Annotated in this window: 18 protein-coding genes; 5 read left to right on the forward strand and 13 right to left on the reverse strand. The window is 69.1% G+C overall.

Annotated features, from left to right (window positions below; genetic code table 11):
* Positions 1-40 precede the first annotated feature (40 nt).
* Together ACU5E9_RS15265 and ACU5E9_RS15270 are read right to left on the reverse strand one after the other, a co-directional pair.
* Positions 41-2,101, reverse strand: coding sequence for an ABC transporter ATP-binding protein (locus ACU5E9_RS15265; RefSeq protein WP_456810745.1), 2,061 nt, complete (start codon positions 2,099-2,101; stop codon positions 41-43).
* Positions 2,102-2,103: 2 nt separating this feature from the next.
* Positions 2,104-3,837, reverse strand: a complete 1,734-nt coding sequence (locus ACU5E9_RS15270) for an ABC transporter ATP-binding protein (RefSeq protein ID WP_456810746.1) — start codon at positions 3,835-3,837, stop codon at positions 2,104-2,106.
* A 166-nt stretch (positions 3,838-4,003) separates the two neighbouring features.
* On the opposite strand from ACU5E9_RS15270, the gene ACU5E9_RS15275 reads away from it, so the two are divergent.
* Complete coding sequence (locus ACU5E9_RS15275; RefSeq protein WP_456810747.1) at positions 4,004-4,285, forward strand: helix-turn-helix domain-containing protein; 282 nt, start codon at positions 4,004-4,006, stop codon at positions 4,283-4,285.
* 18 nt (positions 4,286-4,303) lie between these two features.
* Here the strand turns inward: ACU5E9_RS15275 and ACU5E9_RS15280 are convergent, their stop codons facing one another.
* The 10 genes from ACU5E9_RS15280 to ACU5E9_RS15325 all read right to left on the reverse strand — a co-directional run bounded on the left by ACU5E9_RS15280 (position 4,304) and on the right by ACU5E9_RS15325 (position 14,311).
* Entirely contained in the window at positions 4,304-5,044 is a 741-nt protein-coding gene (locus ACU5E9_RS15280; RefSeq protein ID WP_456810748.1) for an SDR family NAD(P)-dependent oxidoreductase, read from the reverse strand.
* Positions 5,041-5,850 (reverse strand): SDR family NAD(P)-dependent oxidoreductase, encoded by an 810-nt coding sequence (locus tag ACU5E9_RS15285; protein WP_456810749.1) that lies wholly within the window; start codon positions 5,848-5,850, stop codon positions 5,041-5,043. Before ACU5E9_RS15285 ends, ACU5E9_RS15280 begins: the two co-directional genes overlap by 4 nt.
* Positions 5,847-7,223, reverse strand: coding sequence for an MFS transporter (locus ACU5E9_RS15290; protein ID WP_456810750.1), 1,377 nt, complete (start codon positions 7,221-7,223; stop codon positions 5,847-5,849). Before ACU5E9_RS15290 ends, ACU5E9_RS15285 begins: the two co-directional genes overlap by 4 nt.
* Positions 7,224-7,318: 95 nt before the next feature.
* Positions 7,319-8,647, reverse strand: a complete 1,329-nt coding sequence (locus ACU5E9_RS15295) for an NtaA/DmoA family FMN-dependent monooxygenase (protein ID WP_456810751.1) — start codon at positions 8,645-8,647, stop codon at positions 7,319-7,321.
* Between the two features lie 55 nt (positions 8,648-8,702).
* The gene (locus tag ACU5E9_RS15300; RefSeq protein ID WP_456810752.1) at positions 8,703-9,551 is read right to left on the reverse strand and encodes an ABC transporter permease; all 849 of its coding nucleotides are present in this window, start codon (positions 9,549-9,551) and stop codon (positions 8,703-8,705) included.
* A 31-nt stretch (positions 9,552-9,582) separates the two neighbouring features.
* Positions 9,583-10,386 carry an ABC transporter ATP-binding protein gene (locus ACU5E9_RS15305; protein ID WP_456810753.1) on the reverse strand — a complete coding sequence of 268 codons (804 nt, stop codon included), beginning with the start codon at positions 10,384-10,386 and terminating at the stop codon, positions 9,583-9,585.
* 2 nt (positions 10,387-10,388) lie between these two features.
* A complete protein-coding gene (locus ACU5E9_RS15310) occupies positions 10,389-11,516 on the reverse strand; it encodes an ABC transporter substrate-binding protein (RefSeq protein WP_456810754.1) in 1,128 nt (375 codons plus the stop codon).
* A 206-nt stretch (positions 11,517-11,722) separates the two neighbouring features.
* The gene (locus ACU5E9_RS15315) at positions 11,723-12,517 is read right to left on the reverse strand and encodes a GntR family transcriptional regulator (protein WP_456810755.1); all 795 of its coding nucleotides are present in this window, start codon (positions 12,515-12,517) and stop codon (positions 11,723-11,725) included.
* A 108-nt stretch (positions 12,518-12,625) separates the two neighbouring features.
* A complete protein-coding gene (gene budA, locus ACU5E9_RS15320) occupies positions 12,626-13,357 on the reverse strand; it encodes an acetolactate decarboxylase (protein WP_456810756.1) in 732 nt (243 codons plus the stop codon).
* Between the two features lie 33 nt (positions 13,358-13,390).
* Positions 13,391-14,311: a hypothetical protein gene (locus tag ACU5E9_RS15325; protein ID WP_456810757.1), complete on the reverse strand. Its 921-nt coding sequence runs from the start codon at positions 14,309-14,311 to the stop codon at positions 13,391-13,393.
* A 165-nt stretch (positions 14,312-14,476) separates the two neighbouring features.
* Between ACU5E9_RS15325 and ACU5E9_RS15330 the strand changes: the two genes are divergently transcribed.
* From ACU5E9_RS15330 to ACU5E9_RS15340, 3 genes are all read left to right on the forward strand, one after another.
* Positions 14,477-15,853 (forward strand): protein kinase domain-containing protein, encoded by a 1,377-nt coding sequence (locus ACU5E9_RS15330; protein ID WP_456810758.1) that lies wholly within the window; start codon positions 14,477-14,479, stop codon positions 15,851-15,853.
* A gap of 145 nt (positions 15,854-15,998) precedes the next feature.
* Positions 15,999-17,429: a protein kinase domain-containing protein gene (locus ACU5E9_RS15335; RefSeq protein WP_456810759.1), complete on the forward strand. Its 1,431-nt coding sequence runs from the start codon at positions 15,999-16,001 to the stop codon at positions 17,427-17,429.
* 138 nt (positions 17,430-17,567) lie between these two features.
* Positions 17,568-18,131: a universal stress protein gene (locus tag ACU5E9_RS15340; protein ID WP_456810760.1), complete on the forward strand. Its 564-nt coding sequence runs from the start codon at positions 17,568-17,570 to the stop codon at positions 18,129-18,131.
* A gap of 34 nt (positions 18,132-18,165) precedes the next feature.
* Here the strand turns inward: ACU5E9_RS15340 and ACU5E9_RS15345 are convergent, their stop codons facing one another.
* Positions 18,166-18,456 carry a PLDc N-terminal domain-containing protein gene (locus ACU5E9_RS15345; protein ID WP_456810761.1) on the reverse strand — a complete coding sequence of 97 codons (291 nt, stop codon included), beginning with the start codon at positions 18,454-18,456 and terminating at the stop codon, positions 18,166-18,168.
* 225 nt (positions 18,457-18,681) lie between these two features.
* Here ACU5E9_RS15345 and ACU5E9_RS15350 point away from each other — a divergent pair, with 225 nt between their 5' ends.
* A complete protein-coding gene (locus tag ACU5E9_RS15350) occupies positions 18,682-19,341 on the forward strand; it encodes a ScbR family autoregulator-binding transcription factor (RefSeq protein ID WP_456810762.1) in 660 nt (219 codons plus the stop codon).
* Positions 19,342-19,438: the final 97 nt, after the last annotated feature.

Consider the following 19,438-nt stretch of genomic DNA (forward strand, 5'->3'; position numbering starts at 1 on the left):
CAGTGAGCAGGCGGAAGGAGAAATTGCAGGAGTTATGCAGCTAGGGGTCGGGCACGGCCTCGGCGGCGGTCCCGGCCTGGGCCTCGGGATCGTCGGCCGGGTCGCCACCCATGAACTGGGACATGTAGAGGTCGTAGTAGGCACCGCGGCGGGCCAGCAGGGTGTCGTGGTTGCCCTGCTCCACGATGCGGCCACCGTCCATCACCAGGATGGTGTGGGCGTCGCGGATCGTCGAGAGCCGGTGGGCGATCACGAACGAGGTGCGGTCGGCGCGGAGCGCGGCCATCGCGTGCTGCACCAACAGTTCGGTGCGGGTGTCGACCGAGGAGGTCGCCTCGTCGAGGATCAGCAGGGACGGGTTGGCGATGAACGCCCGGGCGATGGTGAGCAGCTGCCGCTCGCCGGCGGAGACGCTGCCGCCGTCGGCGTCGAGCACGGTGTCGTAGCCGTCGGGCAGCTGGCGCACGAACCGGTCCACCATGGTGGCCTCCGCGGCGGCCACGACCTCTTCGTCGGTGGCGTCGAGCCGGCCATAGCGGATGTTCTCCCGGATGGTGCCGTTGAACAGCCAGGCATCCTGCAGCACCATGCCCACCTGCGAACGCAGTTCGCCGCGGGACAGGGCCGTGATGTCGACGCCGTCGAGCAGGATGCGGCCGCCGGTGAGCTCATAGAACCGCATCACCAGGTTCACCAGGGTGGTCTTGCCGGCCCCGGTGGGGCCGACGATCGCGACGGTGTGGCCGGGCTCGGCCGAGAACGACAGGTCCTCGATCAGCGGCTTGTCGGCGCTGTACGCGAAGGAGACACCATCGAATTCGACGTGCCCGTCGGTGCGCTCGGGCAGTTCGGCGGTCTGGGTGTCCGGGTCCTGCTCATCGGCATCCAGCAGCTCGAAGGTGCGCTCGGCGGAGGCGACGCCGGACTGCAGCATGTTGGCCATGCCGGCCATCTGCCCGATCGGCTGGGAGAACTCCCGGGAGTACTGGATGAACGCGGTCGCGTCGCCGAGGGTCATCTGCCCGGAGGCGACCCGCAGGCCACCGACGACGGCGATGAGCACGTAGGAGAGGTAGGAGACGAAGGTCATCGCGGGCATGATCATGCCGGAGACGAACTGCGCGCCGAACGAGGCCGTGTAAAGCTCCTCGTTGCGCTTGTCGAACTCCTCGAGCATCTCCTTGTCGCGGCCGAAGGCGCGCACGATCTCCTGGCCGGAGAAGGTCTCTTCGATGTGGCCGTTGAGGGCGCCGGTGTTCTTCCACTGCGCGGTGAACAGCTTCTGCGATCGCACCCCGATGACGCCGGCGATGATGGCCGACAGCGGCAGCGAGATCAGCGCGATCAGGGCCAGCTGCCAGGACACGATGAACATCATCGCGGCGATGCCGAGAACCGTGAGCACCGACTGCACCAGCTGCGAGAACGCCTGCTGCAGCGCCTGCTGGATGTTGTCGACGTCGTTGGTGACCCGGGACATCAGGTCGCCGCGCTGACGGGTGTCAAAGTAACTCAGCGGCAGCCGGTTGAGCTTCTCCTCGATGTCCTGGCGGAGCCGGAACACGACCCGCATGACCAGGCCGTTGAGGATGAACCCCTGCGCCCAGGACAGCACCGAGGCGACCGTGTACATGGCGAGCACCACGATGATCAGGCGGCTCAGCACGGTGAAGTCCACGCCCTCACCGGGCACGACGGACGTGCCCTGCAGCATGTCGGCGAACTGGTCGTTGCCGTCGGCGCGGGCCTGCGCCACGACGTCGTCCAGCGGCACGCCCGCGGGCAGCTGCATGCCGATGACACCGTTGAAGATGGCGTCCATCGCCTGGCCCAGGATCTTCGGCGCCAGCACCGTGAGCACCACCGACACCACCACCAGGGCGATGACGATCATCATCTTCATCCGCTCCGGACGCATCAGGCCGATCAGACGCTTCGCGGAGGGCAGGAAATGCTCGGCCTTGCGGGCCGGCGTGCCGCCGAACATGTCGCCGTCGGCCTCGGTGGGCACGAATTCCTCCTCGAGGTCAACGGCCGCCACGGCGGCGAGGACGGTGTCGGAGGACTCCGAGGCGGCCCGCTTGTTGGTTCGCTTGGCCATGGTTACGCCACCTCAACGCTCAGCTGGGATTCGACAATTTCGCGGTAGGTGGCGTTACTCTCCAGCAGCTCCTCGTGGGTGCCGCTGCCGGTGATGACACCGTTGTCGACCACGAGGATCTGGTCGGCCTCGGTGATGGTCGACACCCGCTGGGCCACGATGATGACGGTGGCGTCCCTGGTCGCGTCGCCGAGGGCGGCGCGGAGCCGCGCGTCCGTCGCGACGTCGAGGGCGGAGAACGAGTCGTCGAAGAGGTACACCCGGGGTTTGGCGACGAGCGCCCGGGCGATGCAGAGCCGTTGCCGCTGCCCGCCGGACACGTTGGTGCCGCCCTGGGCGATGCGTTCGTCGAGGCCGAGCGGCATCGCGCGCACGAAATCCTCGCCCTGCGCGATCCGCAGCGCCTCCCACAGTTCGGCATCCGTCGCATCCGCCCGACCGAAGCGCAGGTTCGAGCCGATGGTGCCGGAGAACAGGTACGGCTTCTGCGGGATCAGCCCGACGACCTTCGCCAGCTGGCCGCGAGTGAGGGAGGAGACGGGCACGCCGTCGATGGTGACGGCGCCCTGCTGGGCGTCGTAGAGCCGGGCGATCAGGTTGATCAGGGTGCTCTTACCGGCGCCGGTGGAGCCGACGATGGCGGTGGTCTGGCCCGGCACCGCGGTGAAGCCGACGTTGTCGAGCACCGGACGCTCAGCGCCCGGGTAGCCGAAGCTGACCCCGCCGAACTCGACGACGCCGGTGGTGGGCGCGGTCACCTGGGCGTCGGAGGCGATGGCTTGGCTGCTGACGGTGCTGAAGACCTCGGTGATGCGTTCGGCGCAGACGATCGCGCGGGGGATCATCATCACCATGAAGACGCCCATCATCACGGCCATCAGGATCTGCAACAGGTACTGCAGGAACGCCGTGAGCGAGCCGATCTGCATGTCGCCGGCGTCGACGCGCTGGCCGCCGAACCAGAGCACGGCGGCGGTGGCGAGGTGCAGCACCATCATGATGACCGGGAACATCAGCACGAAGATGTTGCCGACCTTCACCGACACGGCGGTGATCGATTCGTTGGCCTTGCGGTACCGCTCGGACTCGAAGGGCTCCCGCACGAAGGCGCGCACAACCCGGATGCCCACGATCTGTTCGCGCAGCACGCTGTTGATGCCGTCGAGGCGGTCCTGCATCAGCCGGAACAGGGGCAGCAACAGGAAGACCAGGAACCCGACGATGATGAACAGCACCGGCACGGACACCCAGACCAGCCAGGACAGGCCGGCGTCTTCGCGGAGGGCCATGATGATGCCGCCGACGCACATGATCGGGGTGGACACCATGAAGTTGAGGGTCATCAGCACGAGCATCTGCACCTGCTGCACGTCGTTGGTGCCGCGGGTGATCAGGGTGGCCGTGCCGAAGCCGCCGAGCTCGAGGGAACTGAGCGAGTCGACCTTGCGGTACACCTCGCGGCGCAGGTCACGGCCGATGGCCATGGCGGTGCGGGCGCCGAAGTAGACCCCGCCGATGGCGGTGACCACTTGCACCAGGCAGACGATCAGCATGGTCATGCCGGTGGACCAGATGAAGTCGGTGTCGCCGCGGGTGACGCCCTCGTCGATGATCTGCGCGTTCAGGCTCGGCAGGTACAGCGCCGCGATGGTCGAGATCAGCTGCAGCACGAAGACCCACACGATCCAGGACCGGTACGGCCTGGCGTGGCTGAGGATCAGGGAAGTCAATATCAAGGGGTGTCCTCACAATCACGTGCTGCGGGCTGCCCGGGTGAGGCCATGCTCCGCCTTGAGCCTCGTGAATGATAGCAGTCGGCGACCCGGCTGAAGCGGGTTTCCCGACAGCGGCTCATGTTCGAGAAGGGTCTGCGGTGGGGCGGGCGCGGCTTACGCTGGGGGCATGCCTCGCACCATGCGCCTGAAGCCCAATGAGCTGGTTGCGTCGTGGCCGGATGGACCCGCCGACGAGCCGATCGGGGAGGTCGCGCGCCTGTTCGCGGGCAACCTGCGCAAGGCGATGGGGGAGAAGAGCATCCGCGCCGCGGCCGAGGCGTGCGGCATGAACCACGCCACCCTGATCGGCATCCTCGAGGGGCGGGCCTGGCCGGACATGGAGACCATCGCCAAGCTCGAGCGCGGGCTGGATGCGGCGCTGTGGCCGGGCCACCAGACCACGCGCTGACGGGCTCTCTGCTCCGGGTTAGCGGGCGCCGCCGTCCATGACCATGACCGCGCCGGACATCATGTCCGCGCCGGGGCCGGCGAGGAAGACCGCGAGCGGGCCGAAGTCGTCGGGCTCCGCGAGGCGGCCGGCCGGGGTGCCGGCGACGATCGCTGCGGCGGCATCGTCGTTCATCACGTGGGCGTTGATGTTGGTGCGCACGGCACCGGGCGCGATGGCGTTGACGGTGAGCGTCGGGCCCCACTCCGAAGAGAGCGACTGGGTGATGCTGATCGCCGCGGCCTTGCTCGCGCAGTAGGCGGTCCACTCGGCGGCACCGCTGGTGCCGGCCTGCGAGGCCGTGATGATGATCTTGCCATGGCCCTGGGCGAGCATGCGGACGCCGAACTCGCGCGCGGTGGCGAAGGTGCCGAGCACGTTGATATCGAACACCCGCTGCAGGTCGGCGTTGCGCAGTTCGGCGGAGGGCCGAACCAGCACGATGCCCGCGTTGGCGAAGACGGCGTCGACGCCGCCGTCCGCGGTGAACAGGCTCTCCGCGAAGTCGGCGACGGCATCCTCGTCGGTGATGTCGAGCACCTTCGGGTGCAGCAGCGCCTGCTCGCCCGGGTGCCGGTCGAGCATCTCGGCCAGGGCGGCGGGGTTGATGTCGGCGACGACGACGGTGGCGCCGGCCTGCGCGAGCGCGACGGCCATGGCCTCACCGAGGCCCCTGGCGCCGCCGGTCACGACGATTCGTTGTCCTGCGAGCGTGGTCATGACGTGGTGTCCTCTCGTGGAGATGCCGGTGCGGCGGGCAGCCGAAGCCGGCGAGGGTCCGGGTAACCGGAGATCTCGGTGCCGGCATCGACGACCAGGCTCGCGCCGGTGATGTGCCGGGCATCCGCGCTGCCCAGGAACAGCGCGGGCAGGGCGATGTCGTCAGCGTCCGCGACCCGGCCGAGCAGGCTCCGCTCGAGGTAATCACGCAGTTCGGCCGAGCCGTCCCGGGTGAAGTCGACCGTGGACGCGGTGCGCACGATTCCGGGTAGCACCGCGTTGACGCGGAGCCGGGGCCCGAAGTCGAGCGCGGCGTTCTTGGTGAGCATCTCGACGCCGGCCTTGGCGGTGGAGTAGGCGCTGGAGCGGTAGAACGGCACGTGCGAGTTGATCGAGGCGACGGTGACGATGGCGCCGCCGTCGGTCATCAGCGGGGCGACGTGCTTGAGGGTGAGGAAGCAGCTGCGCAGGGTGAGGGCCATGGTGAAGTCCCAGTCCTCGACCGCGAACTCCACCAGCGGGCCGAAGCCGCGGCCGCCGCCGGCTACCACGTAGAGCTGGTCGATCGGCCCCACCAGCGCGGCGGACGCCTGGGCGGCGGCCGCGATGTCGGCCTCGGCGGTGACGTCGGCGACGAGTGGATGCACTCGGTCGCCGAGTTCCGCCCGCAACCGGTCGAGGCCCTCCCAGTCGATGTCGGTGACGACCACCCGGGCGCCACGGTCGACCAACCGGCGCACGATGGCCGCGCCGATGCCGGAGGCGCCCGCCGTCACGAAGGCGGCGGGGCTGGATGCCCGGTTCACGCGTCGAGCGTGCGGGTCGGGGCGGTGGGCGCGGCGACCGGGATGCGTCGAGACCCGGGCAGCGCGGCCACAGCCGCGACGCCGGCGAGCGCGATGACAGCGCAGACCTGGAAGACCGCCTGGGTGCCGGCGAGGTACCCGGCCGGGCCGGACTGGCCGGCGAGGGCGGAGGCGATCACGATGCCGAACACCGACAGCGCGAGCACGGTGGAGAGGCTCCGCACGAACAGGATCAGCGACGATCCCACGCCCAGGTCGGCCGGCTTGAGGAACCGCTGGCCGGTGGCGACGAGCTGCTGCGAGAGCATTCCCACCCCGGCACCGATCACCAGGCCCGCGGCCGCCGCGACGAACGGGTGGGTCGGGTCCTGGATCAGGGCGAGTGGCGCGAGCCCGACGGCCACGGTGATCGCGCCGGCCAGGAGCACGGGCTTGTCGCGTCTGGTGCGGGAGATGTGGCGGCCGGCCAGCAGCGAGCCGGTCAGCGTTGCCGCCGACATCGGTACGAGCAGCAGCCCGGAGGCGCCGGCGCTGAGGCCGAGCCCGTTCTGGAAATACATCGCCAGGTAGACGGAGGCCGCGAAGGTCGCCACCCCGACGGTGACGGATGCGACGAGGACGCTGAGCAAGGGGCCGGGGGCCAGCAACGCCGGCGGAACCAACGGGCGAACGGCTCGGCGTTCCACCATGAGGCCGACCAGCAGCAGTGCGACCAGACCGGCCACGGTGAGCAGTGAGCCGGTGGAGAACCAGCCGGCGGCCGGGCCGATGACGGTGATCCAGATCATGGCCAGCAGCACGGTGCCCAGGGTGAGCAGCGCACCGGCCAGGTCGAACGGTGTCGCGGCCTGTGGTGTCGGTGGGGGCAGGCGCACGAGCGCGGTGATCAGGGTGAACGCGATCACCGCGAGTGGGATGGTGGCGAAGAAGATCCACCGCCATCCGCCCGCGTCGACGATCAGGCCGCCGAGGGCGGGTGCGGCGACCGCTGCGGCGGCCATGACCGCGCCGACGTAACCGAAGTAGCGGGGCCGCTCGTCGGGGGTGGTGAGGTCGGTGACGATCAGCTGCACAACGGTGACGATCCCGCCCGCGCCGATGCCGATGATGGCGCGGCAGGCGATGATCATCCACGGTGCCACCGCGAGGCCGGCGGTGATGGTGGCGATGCAGTAGATGACGATCGCCACCTGCACCAGCCGCTTGCGGGAGACCCGGTCGGCGAGCCGGCCCCAGACCGGGGTGGTGACGGTGAGCGTGAGTAGGGAGGTCGTGACGATCCAGGTGTACTCGGTCTGGCTGCCGCCGAGATCACCGATGAGCTGGGGCATGCCCGTGAGCACCATGGTGTTGGATGCCATCGCGAAGAACATCGACAGTACGAGGGCACCGAAAGCGAGGTCGCGCGTCCTGCCGCTCCCCGCCCCGGCGTACCCGGCGTCTGGCCCTCTCAGGCGTTCAGACGCGCTCACTGGTCTTGGAAGTTCTCGCGCATGGTGGCGTGCTTGTACTCCTTGCGGAACAGCCCGCGGTGCTGCAACACCGGGATGACCTCGTCGACGAAGCGGGCGATGCCCGCGGGGGCGCCGGAGCGGGGCGCGATCATGAAACCGCCGACACCGCCGCCGGCCTGGAAGGCCTCTTCCATGTAGTCGGCGAGGAATTCGGGGGTGCCGACATATTCGGCGCCCTCCACGAGCCACTGCAGCGCGTACTCCTTGATGGTGGTTGTGGGGGTGCATGCCTCCATGGCGATGTCGAGGTAGCCCCAGTTGGGTGCGGCTCCCGCGGCGCGGACGGCGTTGATGGTCTCGTGCACGTAGGCGTCCGGCTCGAGCGGCCAGCCGTCCAGACCCCACCACTGGCTGAGGAACACGTGCGGCATGCGGTCGGGGAACGACTCGCGGTACCGACGGGCGTTCTCGTTCGCCTCGGACGGACCCGACACCACGTCGAACGCGCCGGCCCAGACGATGCCGACACTCTTGGGGTCGCGACCGGCCGCGATCGCAGCCGTTTCGAGCTTGGCCCGGTGGGCCGCCTTGCCTTTGGCACTGTTCGCCTGGGCGAACTGCAGGTCGGCGTAGGTGGCCGCGAGCTTCATGCCGCTGCCGGACTGCCCGGCCATGACCTGCATGGGCCGGCCCTGCGGTGAGGGCGCGGTGGGCAGCGGTCCCATCACCTTGAAGTGTTCGCCGACGTGGTCGATCCGGTGCACCTTGGCCGGGTCCGCGACCTGGCCGGTCTCCCTGTTCCACAGCATCGCATCCGGCTCGACCGAGTTGAACAGCTTGGTGAGCACCTCCTGGAACTCGGTGGCGCGTTCGTACCGCCATTCGTGGTCGGGGGTGGTGTCGTAGCCGTAGTTCTGCGCCTCCTGCGGGAACCCGCTGACCACAGCGTTGAACGCCACCCGGCCGCGGGTGACGTGGTCGAGGCTGGCCATCATGCGGGCGGTGTGGAACGGGTGGTTGTAGGTCATCGACATCGTCGTGACAAAGCCGAGCCGCTGCGTGACCGTGGACATGGCCGCGACCATCGGGATCGGGTCGTGCCGTGGCCAGGCCACACCGAGCTCCACCGTCTCGTCCATCGACCCGTTCACCATCGGGGTGCCGGCGACGTCGGCGAAGAAGGCGCCGTCGAACTTGCCGCGCTCGAGGATACGCGCGATGTCCAGGTACATCGCCGGGTCGCCGTACGGGGCGTAGCCGCTCCACGAACCGGGGTAGCGCCACTTGGCGTTGGTGTGGATGAGCGACAGGTCGCAGATGAGCTTGAACTCGGATGAGGGCATGACGGAGGTCCGTTCGTGAGGATGGTGCGAAGGAGGTGCGGGAACGCGCGGGTATCTACCGGACGGGGCGGTCCCAGCGGAGGTAGTAGCGGGCGGCGAGCTTCACGACGACATCGAGCAGCACCCCGAAGAGGGCGAGCAGGGTGATGATGCCGAACATGCCGGCCACGTCGAGACGCGCCGTATACATCTGCAGCATCGTGCCCAGACCGACGCTCGTGCCGGAGCCGAGCAGTTCGGCGAAGACCGCGCCGGTGAGGCAGAGCACGAAGCTGGCCTCGAAGGCGGCGAAGAGGAACGGCAGCGACTTGTAAAGCCGCAGGTGCCGCAGGCGCTGCCACCGGGTGGCGTGGGACACCCGCATCAGTTCTTCTTCTTCGTCGGTGGTGCTGCGGAGTCCCGCGTACATGTTCACCATCACCGGGAAGAAGACGAACGCCGCGATCAGCACGACCTTCGACCAGATGCCGAAACCGAACCAGACGATGAACAATGGCGTGAGCGCGACCTTCGGCACGGCCTGGAAGGCCACGATGTAGGGATTCGCCAGTCGGTAGAGGGTGTCGGACTCCGCCAGCGCAACGGCCAGCAGGATGCCGGCCGCCGCCCCGACAGCGAACCCGACCATGGCCTCCTGGAAGGTGACCCAGGTGGCAGACCAGACGACGGGTGATTGCACCTGGCTCCAGAGCGCGTCGAGCACCGGGATCGGGCCGGGGAGCACGAGCGGTTCGATCTGGAAGATGGAGACGACGGCCTGCCAGGCGACGAGGGCGACGAGCACGTAGGCGAGGAAGACCGCCACGCGACGCAGCGCCCAACGGGCGGATCGGCCGGCCCGGGCACCGCGCGCCTGGGCGGGAGCGGTGACGGGAGCGGAGGTGGAAATGGGGCTGGTGAGCACGGCGATGATAACTCCTCGGGCTGCTGGTGGGTCAGTGGCTGATGTGCTGGCGCAGCTCGGCGGCAAGCCGGGCGAACTCGGGCATCAGGCGGGTGTCTGCGTCGCGGGGACGCGGCAGGTCGATCTCCAGGTCGGCCACGATGCGCCCCGGGCGGGGCGACATCACGATCACGCGGTCGGAGAGGTAGACCGCTTCGCTGATGTCGTGGGTGATGAAGAAGACAGTCGCTCCGGAGGCCTGCCAGATGGAGAGCAGCTCGTCGTGCATGTGCTCGCGGGTGATGGCGTCCAGCGCCCCGAACGGTTCATCCATCAGGATGACCGCCGGGTCGCTCACCAGGCAGCGGGCGATGGCCACCCGCTGCCGCATGCCGCCGGAGAGCTCCCGCGGGTACTTGGCGCCGAGGCCGGACAGCTTGACCATGTCGAGCAGTTCCTCGACCCTGGCGTCGACCGTGGCCTTGTCGTTCCGTTTGTCCAGCTTGGCCGGCAGGCCGATATTCTCGGCCACCGTGTACCACTGCAGCAGCGAAGGCGTCTGGAAGGCGATGCCCACCTGCCGGCTCGGCCCCTTGACGTGCTCGGTGCCGATCAGCACCGAGCCGCTGGTGGGGTCGGCCAGGCCGGCGATGATGCGCAGCAGTGTGGACTTGCCGCATCCGCTGGGCCCGAGGACCGAGACGAACTGGCCGGACGGGATCTTCAGGTTCGACTCGGTCAGGGCGTGGATGGTGCCGCCGTCCCGGGTGTTGAACTCCATCGAGACGTCCTGCACGTCGATGGAGCCGTCACGCCGGAGGACGCTGTTGCTGCTTCGGCTGTCGAGGAGGCTCATCCCTACTGCTCCGTAATCGCGTCGTGGTCGAAGTCGTTCGCGGCCTCGATGTGGTCGGCGGTGAAGAACAGGGTGGGGTCGATCGTGGTGGAGGCGTCGACGGTGCCGGCGGCCTGCATGTAGGCGATCTGGTTGGTCCAACGCTCGAGGGTCTGGATGCCCCAGGTGTAGTCGGCGTCGTGGTCCTTGGCACCCATGGTCGTGAGGGTGGAGTCGAGGACGGCCAGGTCGCGCTCGAGGGCTTCGTCCTCGTCGGCGCCGGGCAGCGGCGCGCGCTCCGGGTAGGCCTCCCAGAAGATCTTCACGGCGCTCTCCGGGAACTTCTGCAGGTAGACCATCGACTTGGCGATGGCGCGGGAGACGCCCTCGACCAGTTCCGGCTTGTCCGCGATGGTCTCGTCGGTGGCCGAGAGGCCGATGCCGTCGAAGCCGGCGCTCCACTCCGTGCCCTCGAGGATGCGGGTGTCGTAACCGGCGGCCTCCCACGAGGTGAACATTCCCGGCCAGTACAGCACGGCGTCGACGTCGCCGGACTTGAGTGCCTCGGCCGGGGTCGCGCCGTAGCCGGTGACGATGGTGCTGATGTCGGCCAGGCCCAAGCCGTCCGGTTCGAGCGACTTGGTGAGGAACGCGTCATACATGGGGCTGGTGCCTTCGAGGCCGATGGTCGCGCCGGCGAGGTCTGCGGTGGACTCGATGTCGGAATCGGCGAGCACGCCCAGGTAGATGTTGAGGTTGGGGATGTAGTTGTAGATCGTCTTGGCGCCGAAGGCCGCGCCGTTGTTGGCGGCGACGAGCTGCTCTGGGCCGGTCATGGCGAAGTCGGTCTGGCCGGCGAGCAGGGACTGCGGTCCGCCGGTGGCCGTGACATCGATGGTCATATCGATGCACTCGTCGTCGAAGTAGCCGAGCTCGTCGGCGAGGATGCCGTACGGGATGTAGGAGATGTCGAGGTCGGCCGTGGAGAGCAGCAGGCTCGACTCGGTGGTGGTCTCGCACTCGATCGCGGCGGTGTCGCTGGCGGCGGTGGTCCCGGTGGCGCAGCCGGAGAGCAGCAGGGCGCCCGTGGCGAGCGCGGCGGTGCCAGCCCATCGAGCCTTGGAGGGGTGGAGCCGTCGGGGTTCGCGCATGGGGGGCCTCTCGCAATCATCGGGTCGGTGCTGGGGTTCAGCAATCGCAGTGTGCGTGACACGCTACGGACCGGATGTGCGTGGTTTGATTGCGCGAGGGTGTCGTTCTAGTTACGCCGTCTACGCCGGGTGCCCACAGGCTGATTTGGCGGCATCGGCGCCGTTCCGGGCGGCCTGCGCCGGTATCGGCGATCGGCGGGCGGGAGTTACGCCGTTGTCCAGGCGTGCTTGAGGGCACCCGCGTTGGCCGTCACGGCGGCCTTGCGACTGTCGAAGTGAGCGATGTGCAGCTCGGCCGGGCGCAGGTCGAGGTCGGAGTACAGGGTCTCCCGCACCAGCAGGGGATAGCCCGGGGGCACATCCAACAGCTCCGCGGTGCGCTCGTCGGCGCTGGTCGCCTCCACGGTGACGCTGATGTCGCCGGGCGGCTCGTTATGGATGCGCCGGTACCAGCTGATGGTGCCGGGCGACAGCACGGGCTCCGCCGCCTCGAGCACCGGGGCGGGGCCCAGCCCGTAGCGGGAGAAGATGCCGACGGTGACGCCGTTGGTGCGGATCAGGAACTCGGACATCCGCAGGGTGGCACCGTTGTCGCCGAACCGGCTGCGCAGGTAGGCGTTGGTGGACACGTCGCGGGTCTCCAGCAGGTGCAGGGCCGCGGTGGCGCCGATGACCGCCTCGATGCACTCGAAAATCGGGAACGCGTTGATGCCGGACACCACGACGGTGCCCACGCCGGGCTGACGTTTGACGAGCCCGTCGAGGGCCAGGTTCTGCAGGGCCAGCCGCACGGCGTTCCGGCTCGTGCTGAGATCGCGCACCAGGGCCGCTTCGTCGAGCTTGGAGTGGGCGGGCAATTCGCCTGAACGGATGGCGGCGCGCAGGAGTGCGTACACCCGGTGCGGCGATTTCTGCATGGTGTGGCCGCGGCGCAGGCGCTCGCCGAGGCGGGCGGTGGCGAGCTCGGTCTGGGCCGTCTCCGACCGGGGGAGGATGCTCATCGGGAGAGGTGCCGGGCGCGGGCTGCATGGGTCATGCTTCGACGCTAGTGAGCCGGGGGAACGATTTGGTTTCGGCAATGTGACGTTCGCCGACCAGATCCCGCTGGGTCAGCGGTGGTTCTCGGTCTGCTCGATCTGGTCGGCGAGGTTGTCGGGGCTGAGGTCCGCGTTCTTGAACTCGGCTGTGAGCGGCAGCTCCAGATGGAGGTCGGTGCCGATGCAGATCTCGATGGTGCCGGAGGTCAGCTCGAAGTCGAGCACGTGGCCGCCCTGCCGACGGTCGGCGTCGATGAAGTGCACATGGCCGCCGGGGACGCCGATGCCCTGCCCGTAGAGCGGGGTGCGGAAACCGGCGACGACACCGCTTGAGCGGCCGAACTCGAGGGTCTTCTCACCACGGATCGCCTCGGACATGGGCTGGTACGGCTTCTCCTGCTTCTGCACGGCCCGCACCCGCACCCACTCGAACTCGCCGGTCAGCCGCACCGCGTAGAGGTAGTTCGCGGACTCCAGGCGTTCGTTGATGAGCGCCACCGCCTCGTCCCGGGTGGTGGTGCCGTCGATCGGGATGGTAACGGTGGGCACGAACTTCGTAACGACGGCGAAGGGGCTGAGGTCGTCGCCGGCGGCGGGCGCCACCGTGCCGTCCACGCGCATCCGGTAACAGACGCCGTCGAGGATCAGCATTTCGCCGTCGAGCGCGTTGAAGGTGCCCAGGCCGAAGTCGCCGTGCTCGAGCAGGGTGGCCACGGTGGTGTCACCGTCGTAGATGCCGTCCAGGAGGGCGCTCATCAGGCTGGTCTGGTAGACGAGGTGACGGCCGGCGGGGATCTCCACCATGTTGTCCTCCTGGGTTCGGCTGGGTGCTGCGGATCAGAGCGAGGGGATGAGCTCGGGCGCCCGGCAGGGCTGGCCGCCGGCGAGGTTGAGGCAGGAGTCGAACACGTCGGGGTACGGGTCGGTGTCCGCCGAGCCGAACCAGGCCGTGTAGAACAGCCAGAAGTTGAGGTTGCCGTGGGTGGAGCAGCCGTCGCCGTCCTGGCCGGACTCGGCCAGGGCGGCCTTGTTGGGCTGGTACGGGGTGTAGTTGTACAGGTTCGCTGTGGCCTGGTTCTGGATGCCGACCACGCTGGCGCCGCAGTCGGCGTCGGGGTTGTAGCCCACCTCAACGTCGCCGATCTGGTAGGTGCGGTCGGGCTCCTGGGTGTATTGCCGGAACTGCCAGGCGGCCCTGTAGACCTGGTTGAAGAAGCCGAAGAAGTCGGTGTCGCAGTCGGCGGTGTCCGGGCAGCCGTAGCCGGTGGCGCGCAGGTACCCGTCCACGGTCGGCCGGCTGAGCAGGGACTGCTCCTTCTGCAGCAGCACCAGCAGCACCCGCGGGCTGATGCCGCAGGCAGTGGCGACCTTGCTGATGATGCGGCTGGCGCGTTCGTGCTCGGCGCCGACGTACGCGTCGCAGTGGCCGGCCCCGGCGTCAGGCTGATCGACGGTGGTTTCGCGGTACTCCCAGAGGCAGGGGGAGTCGTCGGTGCTCGTGCAGCTGCGCGACTGCAGGAACGTCTGGATCTCCGCTTCGGTCATGGCGTCGGCGTTGAAGAAGCTGAAGTCGCTGACGATGCGGCCGGCGTCGAACCCGGCCATGTCCACCTGTTCGGTCGCGATGGCCGCGACCGGCTCGGCAATGGCCGGCTGCGCGCGCACGGCGCCGGAGACGAGGGCCGCACCGGCCAGGGCGACCACGAGGACCGCCGCGGTCGCGAGCGCTGGGAGACGGTGGCGCTCGGAAAACCTCATGATCCGACACTACCGAAGGCGCACCGACAGTGCGTGGGAGCGCGGGGTCCCCGGCCGGGCCGGTGCGGTGCGACCGGCCAGCCCGAGCCAACTTTCCACCATTTTCTGCCACCCCCGTTCAGGGGGTGCAATCGGATTACACTGTGCAGTTAGGAAGGCTTTGACATGGACCTGCTGGATGATCCTGCCGCCGGTCTCCTCCGTGGTCGATACCGGTTGCTGGAACGGATCGGCCTGGGTGGCAGTGGCGCTGTGTACTCGGCTATCGACGAGACCCTGGACCGCAGGGTGGCGATCAAGGTCTTCCGAGCCGCCGGCACCGCTGATGCGCGCGGCCAGGAAAATGTTGCCCTCCTTGCTTCGCTCAACCACCACAGCCTGATCCCCGTGCTGGACGCCGGGGTCGACCGGAGCGCCGCAAACGAGCCGCGGGTCTACCTGGTGATGGAGCTGGTCGAGGGTGCGGACCTGCGGCGCAGGCTCGATCGCGGACGGATCCCCGAACCGGACATCGCGCGGCTGGCCTATGACCTCGCGGAAGGCCTGGAATACCTCCACTCCCGTGGAGTGGTGCACGGCGACATCACACCGGCCAATGTGCTGCTCGTGGACTACAACGGCGACGAGTCCCGCACCCGGGCCCGGCTGACCGATTTCGGCATCGGCGAGCTCGTGGATCCCGCACCGGTAGCCACCAATGCGTCCGCCCGCACCCGCTACCTGAGTCCGGAACAGGCCGGGGGTGATCCATCGGCGCCGGCGGGTGACGTCTACGCGCTCGGGAGGGTCCTGCAGGAGTGCTTCGCCGGTTCCGCAAAGACGGCGGGGCACGGCCAGGAGGTGCCCGCCCCGTGGGCCGGCCTGATTGGTGCGATGACGGCGCGGGACCCCGGCGACCGTCCGCTCGTGCCCGATCTGGTGCTCGCGATGCGGCAGCTGATCCTCGGGGCCGCCGGGCGACATCGGGCGGATGCGCCGCCGGAGTTGGGCGCCCCGCGCGCCGCCGTGCGGCCGGACGCGCCGCCGGCGGCCGATGAGGAAGGTCGGATGAACGCCGTGCGCCGTTACGACCTGCTCGACACCCCGCCAGACGGGGCCTTCGATCGCATCACCGCCCTGGCCGCCCGCATCTTCAACGTGCCGATTGCCCTCGTGACCGTGGTGGACCACGACCGGATCTGGTTCAAGTCGCGCCACGGCCTCGACGCCGCGCAGATCGACCGCGATCCCGGATTGTGTGCCTCCGCCATTCTGCAGGACGTGCCGTGGGTGGTGACCGATGCCCGGATGGACCCGCGCACCCTGGCCAACCCGCTCGTCGCCGGGGCGATGGGCCTGCAGTTCTATGCCGGGGCGCAGCTCAGCACGCGCGACGGGTACAACCTCGGCACGATGTGCGTGATCGACTCCCAGCCGCGCGAGTTCTCCGTCGGTGAACTCGCCACGCTGCATGACCTGGCTGCGATGGTGATGAGCGAACTCGAGTTGCGGTTGGAAAGCCGGCATACGATGCTCGACCGGCTCACCGTGCAGGGCGGTTGACGGGCGGGAGGCCGACCAACGCCGTCCCGCGCCAGCGGCGTCGGCCAGATATTACGGGGGCCTAACGATTGCCGCGGGCGCGGGGGAACCTGCGGAGCGAGGCATCCGGCTGGATAGAATTGCTTCTTCGGGAGAGGCGGGCAATGTGCCGGAGAACGGTGCGGCAACGGGCCTGCTGCGGGGCCGGTACCGGCTGCTCGAACTGATCGGTCAGGGCGGCATGGGCGCCGTGTACAAGGCCAGGGACGAGTTCCTGGGCCGCAATGTGGCCATCAAGATCTTCCTCGCCAATGCCACCTCGGCCGCCGATGTGCGCCGGCAGGAGGACGAGGTCAACATCCTCGCCTCGCTCAACCACCACAGCCTGGTCACCCTGCTCGACGCCGCCGTCGACCGCAGCGTGCCCGCGCTGCCGCGGATCTACCTCGTGATGGAACTCGTCGAGGGCGCCGACCTGCAGCGCAAGCTCGCCGGTGGGCCGCTGCCGGTTCGGCAGATCGCCCAACTGGGCTACGACCTGGCCGAGGGACTCGAGTACATCCATTCCCGCGGGGTGGTGCACCGCGACGTCAAACCGGCGAACGTGCTGATGGTGGACTACAACGGCGACAACTCCCGCACCCGGGCCAAGCTCACCGACTTCGGGATCGCTCTGCTCGCCGAGTCCGACCGACTCACCGCGGACGGCACGGCCACCGGCAGCGCCCATTACATGAGCCCGGAGCAGGCCATGGGTGACCCCGTCGGCCCGGCCAGCGACGTCTACGCCCTGGGCCTGGTGCTGCTGGAGTGCTTCACGGGCGAGGTCGCCTTCCCCGGCGCAGCGGTGCCGTCGGCGCTGGCCCGGCTGATGAACGACCCGGCCATTCCCGACTCGGTGCCCAAGGCCTGGGCCGGCCTGATCGCGGCCATGACCGCCCGCGACCCCCGGGACCGCCCGCTGGTCAACGACCTGGTGCTGGCGATGCGCCAGCTGATCATCGGCGCATCCGGCCGGCACCGCGCCGAAGCGCCGCTGCAACTGGCCCCAACGCCCCACCACACCCGGCCCGGCGCTCCCGAGGCCGCGGACGAGGAAGGCCGGATGAACGCCGTTCGGCGCTACGACCTGCTTGACACCCCGCCGGACGGCGCCTTCGACCGGGTCACCGGCATGGCCGCGCGGATCTTCCAGGTGCCGATCGCGCTGGTGAGCGTGGTGGATTACGACCGGATCTGGTTCAAGTCCCGGTTCGGCCTCGAGGTGCCGCAGATCGACCGCGACGAAGGCCTCTGCGCATCCGCCATCCTGCACGACGAGCCGTGGGTGGTGACGGATGCCCGGATCGACCCGCGTGCGCTCGCGAACCCGCTGGTGGCCGGCGAAATGGGCCTGCAGTTCTACGCCGGGGTGCCGCTGACCACCCGCGACGGGCACAACCTGGGCACGTTCTGCCTGATCGACTACGAACCGAGGGAGTTCACGCCCGGGCAGCTCGCCACCCTGGAGGACCTCGCCGCGATGGTGATGAGCGAACTCGAGCTGCGGCTGGACAGCCGCCAGGCGTCGCTCGACCGGCGGGCGATGCTGGGCTGACCGGTGCCAGCGCCGGGCAGCGGGAGGGCTGGTCGGGTAACGAATCCGCCCGCGCTCTTCCGGCGCTGGGTGCGGAGCGGTTGAATGGGAAGCAACCACGGGAGCCGGAGTCGCCGGGCGCCGCGGCAGGAGGTCATCATGGATGCTGACACGGACCAGGGCGTGGGCCGAACCGCGAACGGCGGGCCGGGCACTCCCGGAGATGCCGCCTCCGTGCACGCCGAAGCGGCCGCCCAACCACCCCAGGAGCCGGGGCCGCGCACCGGAATCGTCGTCGGGCACGATGGCTCGGCCGACGCGAACCATGCCCTGACGGTGGCCCTCGACCTCGCCGCCGGGCTGTCGGTGCCGGTGACCATCGTGCGCGCGTGGTCCATCGACACGGCTCCGCGCCCAGCGAACTGGGAGTTCGGTTACGTGTCCTCCTACTCCGACTACGCGGGCGCGGTGACGGAGCGGCTCCAAAAGGACGTCAGTGCCGGCCTGGCCCTGCATCCGGACGTGACCGTGGAGTACCGGGTGGCGTTGGGCGGCGCGGCGAAAACCCTGATCGAGGTGTCCAAGGGGTCGCGGATGCTGGTGGTCGGCTCGCGGGGGCGCGGGGGACTGGCGGGGATGCTGCTCGGCTCGGTGAGCGAGCAGTGCGTGCGGCACGCGGACTGCCCCGTGCTGGTGGTGCCGCCCCGGGCCATGCACTCCTGACCAGCGTGACGAGGTCGGTCGGAGGGGTGCCGGTTCAGCCGGCCTGCGGGCGGTTGCCCACCGCGAACCAGGCGATGGCGCCGAAAACCGGCGCGAAGACCACCGACAACACCCAGCGGGTGCGGGCGGGTTCGCGCAGGTGCACGGCCTGGGTGATTTGCACGAGGGCGGCCACGATGAGGACGACCGCGCCGAGCGCGGCCAGGACCAGCAGCGTGAGGCCGATGACGGCGCCGAGTTGGGCGCCATCCATCCCCGCGCCGTCCAATACGTTGCCGGACGTGGAGTCGCGATACGCGACCAGACGGAGCGTGCTGGTGTTCATTCGTCGGTTTCCCCTCGATCCCGGCAGATGGTGCCCAGCGGCGTCGCGGGCGGATGGTGCGGTGGTGCGGTCGTGCGATAGTCGTCGGCCGGGAAAACAGGTTCCCCCCGGAATGTTCGCCCGGCCTGCCCAAAGCATACCAAACGGTATGCTTCTTATGATGACGATGTGGCAACGAAATCCGGAGCCGAGCCGGATGACGCCCCTTCCGACTCGAGGAGCGACATGACCCAGCAGGCCCGCGCCGTCGAAACCCGGACGGCGATCATCCGCGCCGCGGCCGACGTCTTCGGCGCTCTCGGCTACGGCGGCTCCTCGATGGCGGACATCTGTGCCGCGGCCGGCCTGACCAAGGGCGCGCTGTACTTCCACTTCGAGTCGAAGGAGGCCCTCGCGCTGGCCGTGATCGGCGCTCAGCACGAACGGGCCATCGCGCTTGGGGATGGGCTGCTGCACAGTGAGCAGCCGGGCCTGAAGGTGCTGCTAGTGCTCACGTTCGAGCTGGCCAAGCAGCTCCGGACCGACCCGGTGTCGCGCGCCGGCATCCGTCTGACCATGGAGTCGAGCAACCTCAGCACGCCCGTGGTGACGCCGTATGAGGACTGGATCGGGGCCTGCGACGTGCTGCTGCGCCGGGCGATCCTCGATGGCGACGTGCGCGCGGACGTCGACGTCGCCGCCGCCGCCCGGTTCATCAGCCCGGCGTTCACCGGGGTGCAGGTCGTGTCCGATGTGCTCACCGGCCGTGCGGACCTGATGGAGCGGGTCGTGGAAATGTGGTCGTTCGTGTTGCCGAGCCTGGTGGTGCCGGAGCGCTGGGAGCGCCTGCGCACCCTGCCGCGTGAGGTGGCTGACGCCTGGGATGGGCCGACCGCAGCGGAATAGATTTACCCGCCGATGGTTGGGATCAGTGTGGAACAGTGATTCCCGTCACGGCGCAGGATGCGCATCCGCCCCGCGCCCGGTACCCCAGAAAGAGAAA

The organism is Cryobacterium sp. AP23 (assembly GCF_054075385.1).

What these genes read in the sequence shown, in the direction of transcription:
- ACU5E9_RS15290 (WP_456810750.1), bottom strand. Translation starts at nt 7,223, where the DNA reads ATGTTCTTCGCGATGGCATCCAACACCATGGTGCTCACGGGCATGCCC.
- ACU5E9_RS15310 (WP_456810754.1), bottom strand. Translation starts at nt 11,516, where the DNA reads ATGCGCGAACCCCGACGGCTCCACCCCTCCAAGGCTCGATGGGCTGGC.
- ACU5E9_RS15280 (WP_456810748.1), bottom strand. Translation starts at nt 5,044, where the DNA reads ATGACCACGCTCGCAGGACAACGAATCGTCGTGACCGGCGGCGCCAGG.
- ACU5E9_RS15315 (WP_456810755.1), bottom strand. Translation starts at nt 12,517, where the DNA reads ATGAGCATCCTCCCCCGGTCGGAGACGGCCCAGACCGAGCTCGCCACC.
- ACU5E9_RS15350 (WP_456810762.1), top strand. Translation starts at nt 18,682, where the DNA reads ATGACCCAGCAGGCCCGCGCCGTCGAAACCCGGACGGCGATCATCCGC.
- ACU5E9_RS15330 (WP_456810758.1), top strand. Translation starts at nt 14,477, where the DNA reads ATGGACCTGCTGGATGATCCTGCCGCCGGTCTCCTCCGTGGTCGATAC.
- ACU5E9_RS15340 (WP_456810760.1), top strand. Translation starts at nt 17,568, where the DNA reads ATGGATGCTGACACGGACCAGGGCGTGGGCCGAACCGCGAACGGCGGG.
- budA (WP_456810756.1), bottom strand. Translation starts at nt 13,357, where the DNA reads ATGGTGGAGATCCCCGCCGGCCGTCACCTCGTCTACCAGACCAGCCTG.
- ACU5E9_RS15275 (WP_456810747.1), top strand. Translation starts at nt 4,004, where the DNA reads ATGCCTCGCACCATGCGCCTGAAGCCCAATGAGCTGGTTGCGTCGTGG.
- ACU5E9_RS15295 (WP_456810751.1), bottom strand. Translation starts at nt 8,647, where the DNA reads ATGCCCTCATCCGAGTTCAAGCTCATCTGCGACCTGTCGCTCATCCAC.
- ACU5E9_RS15305 (WP_456810753.1), bottom strand. Translation starts at nt 10,386, where the DNA reads ATGAGCCTCCTCGACAGCCGAAGCAGCAACAGCGTCCTCCGGCGTGAC.
- ACU5E9_RS15265 (WP_456810745.1), bottom strand. Translation starts at nt 2,101, where the DNA reads ATGGCCAAGCGAACCAACAAGCGGGCCGCCTCGGAGTCCTCCGACACC.
- ACU5E9_RS15325 (WP_456810757.1), bottom strand. Translation starts at nt 14,311, where the DNA reads ATGAGGTTTTCCGAGCGCCACCGTCTCCCAGCGCTCGCGACCGCGGCG.
- ACU5E9_RS15345 (WP_456810761.1), bottom strand. Translation starts at nt 18,456, where the DNA reads ATGAACACCAGCACGCTCCGTCTGGTCGCGTATCGCGACTCCACGTCC.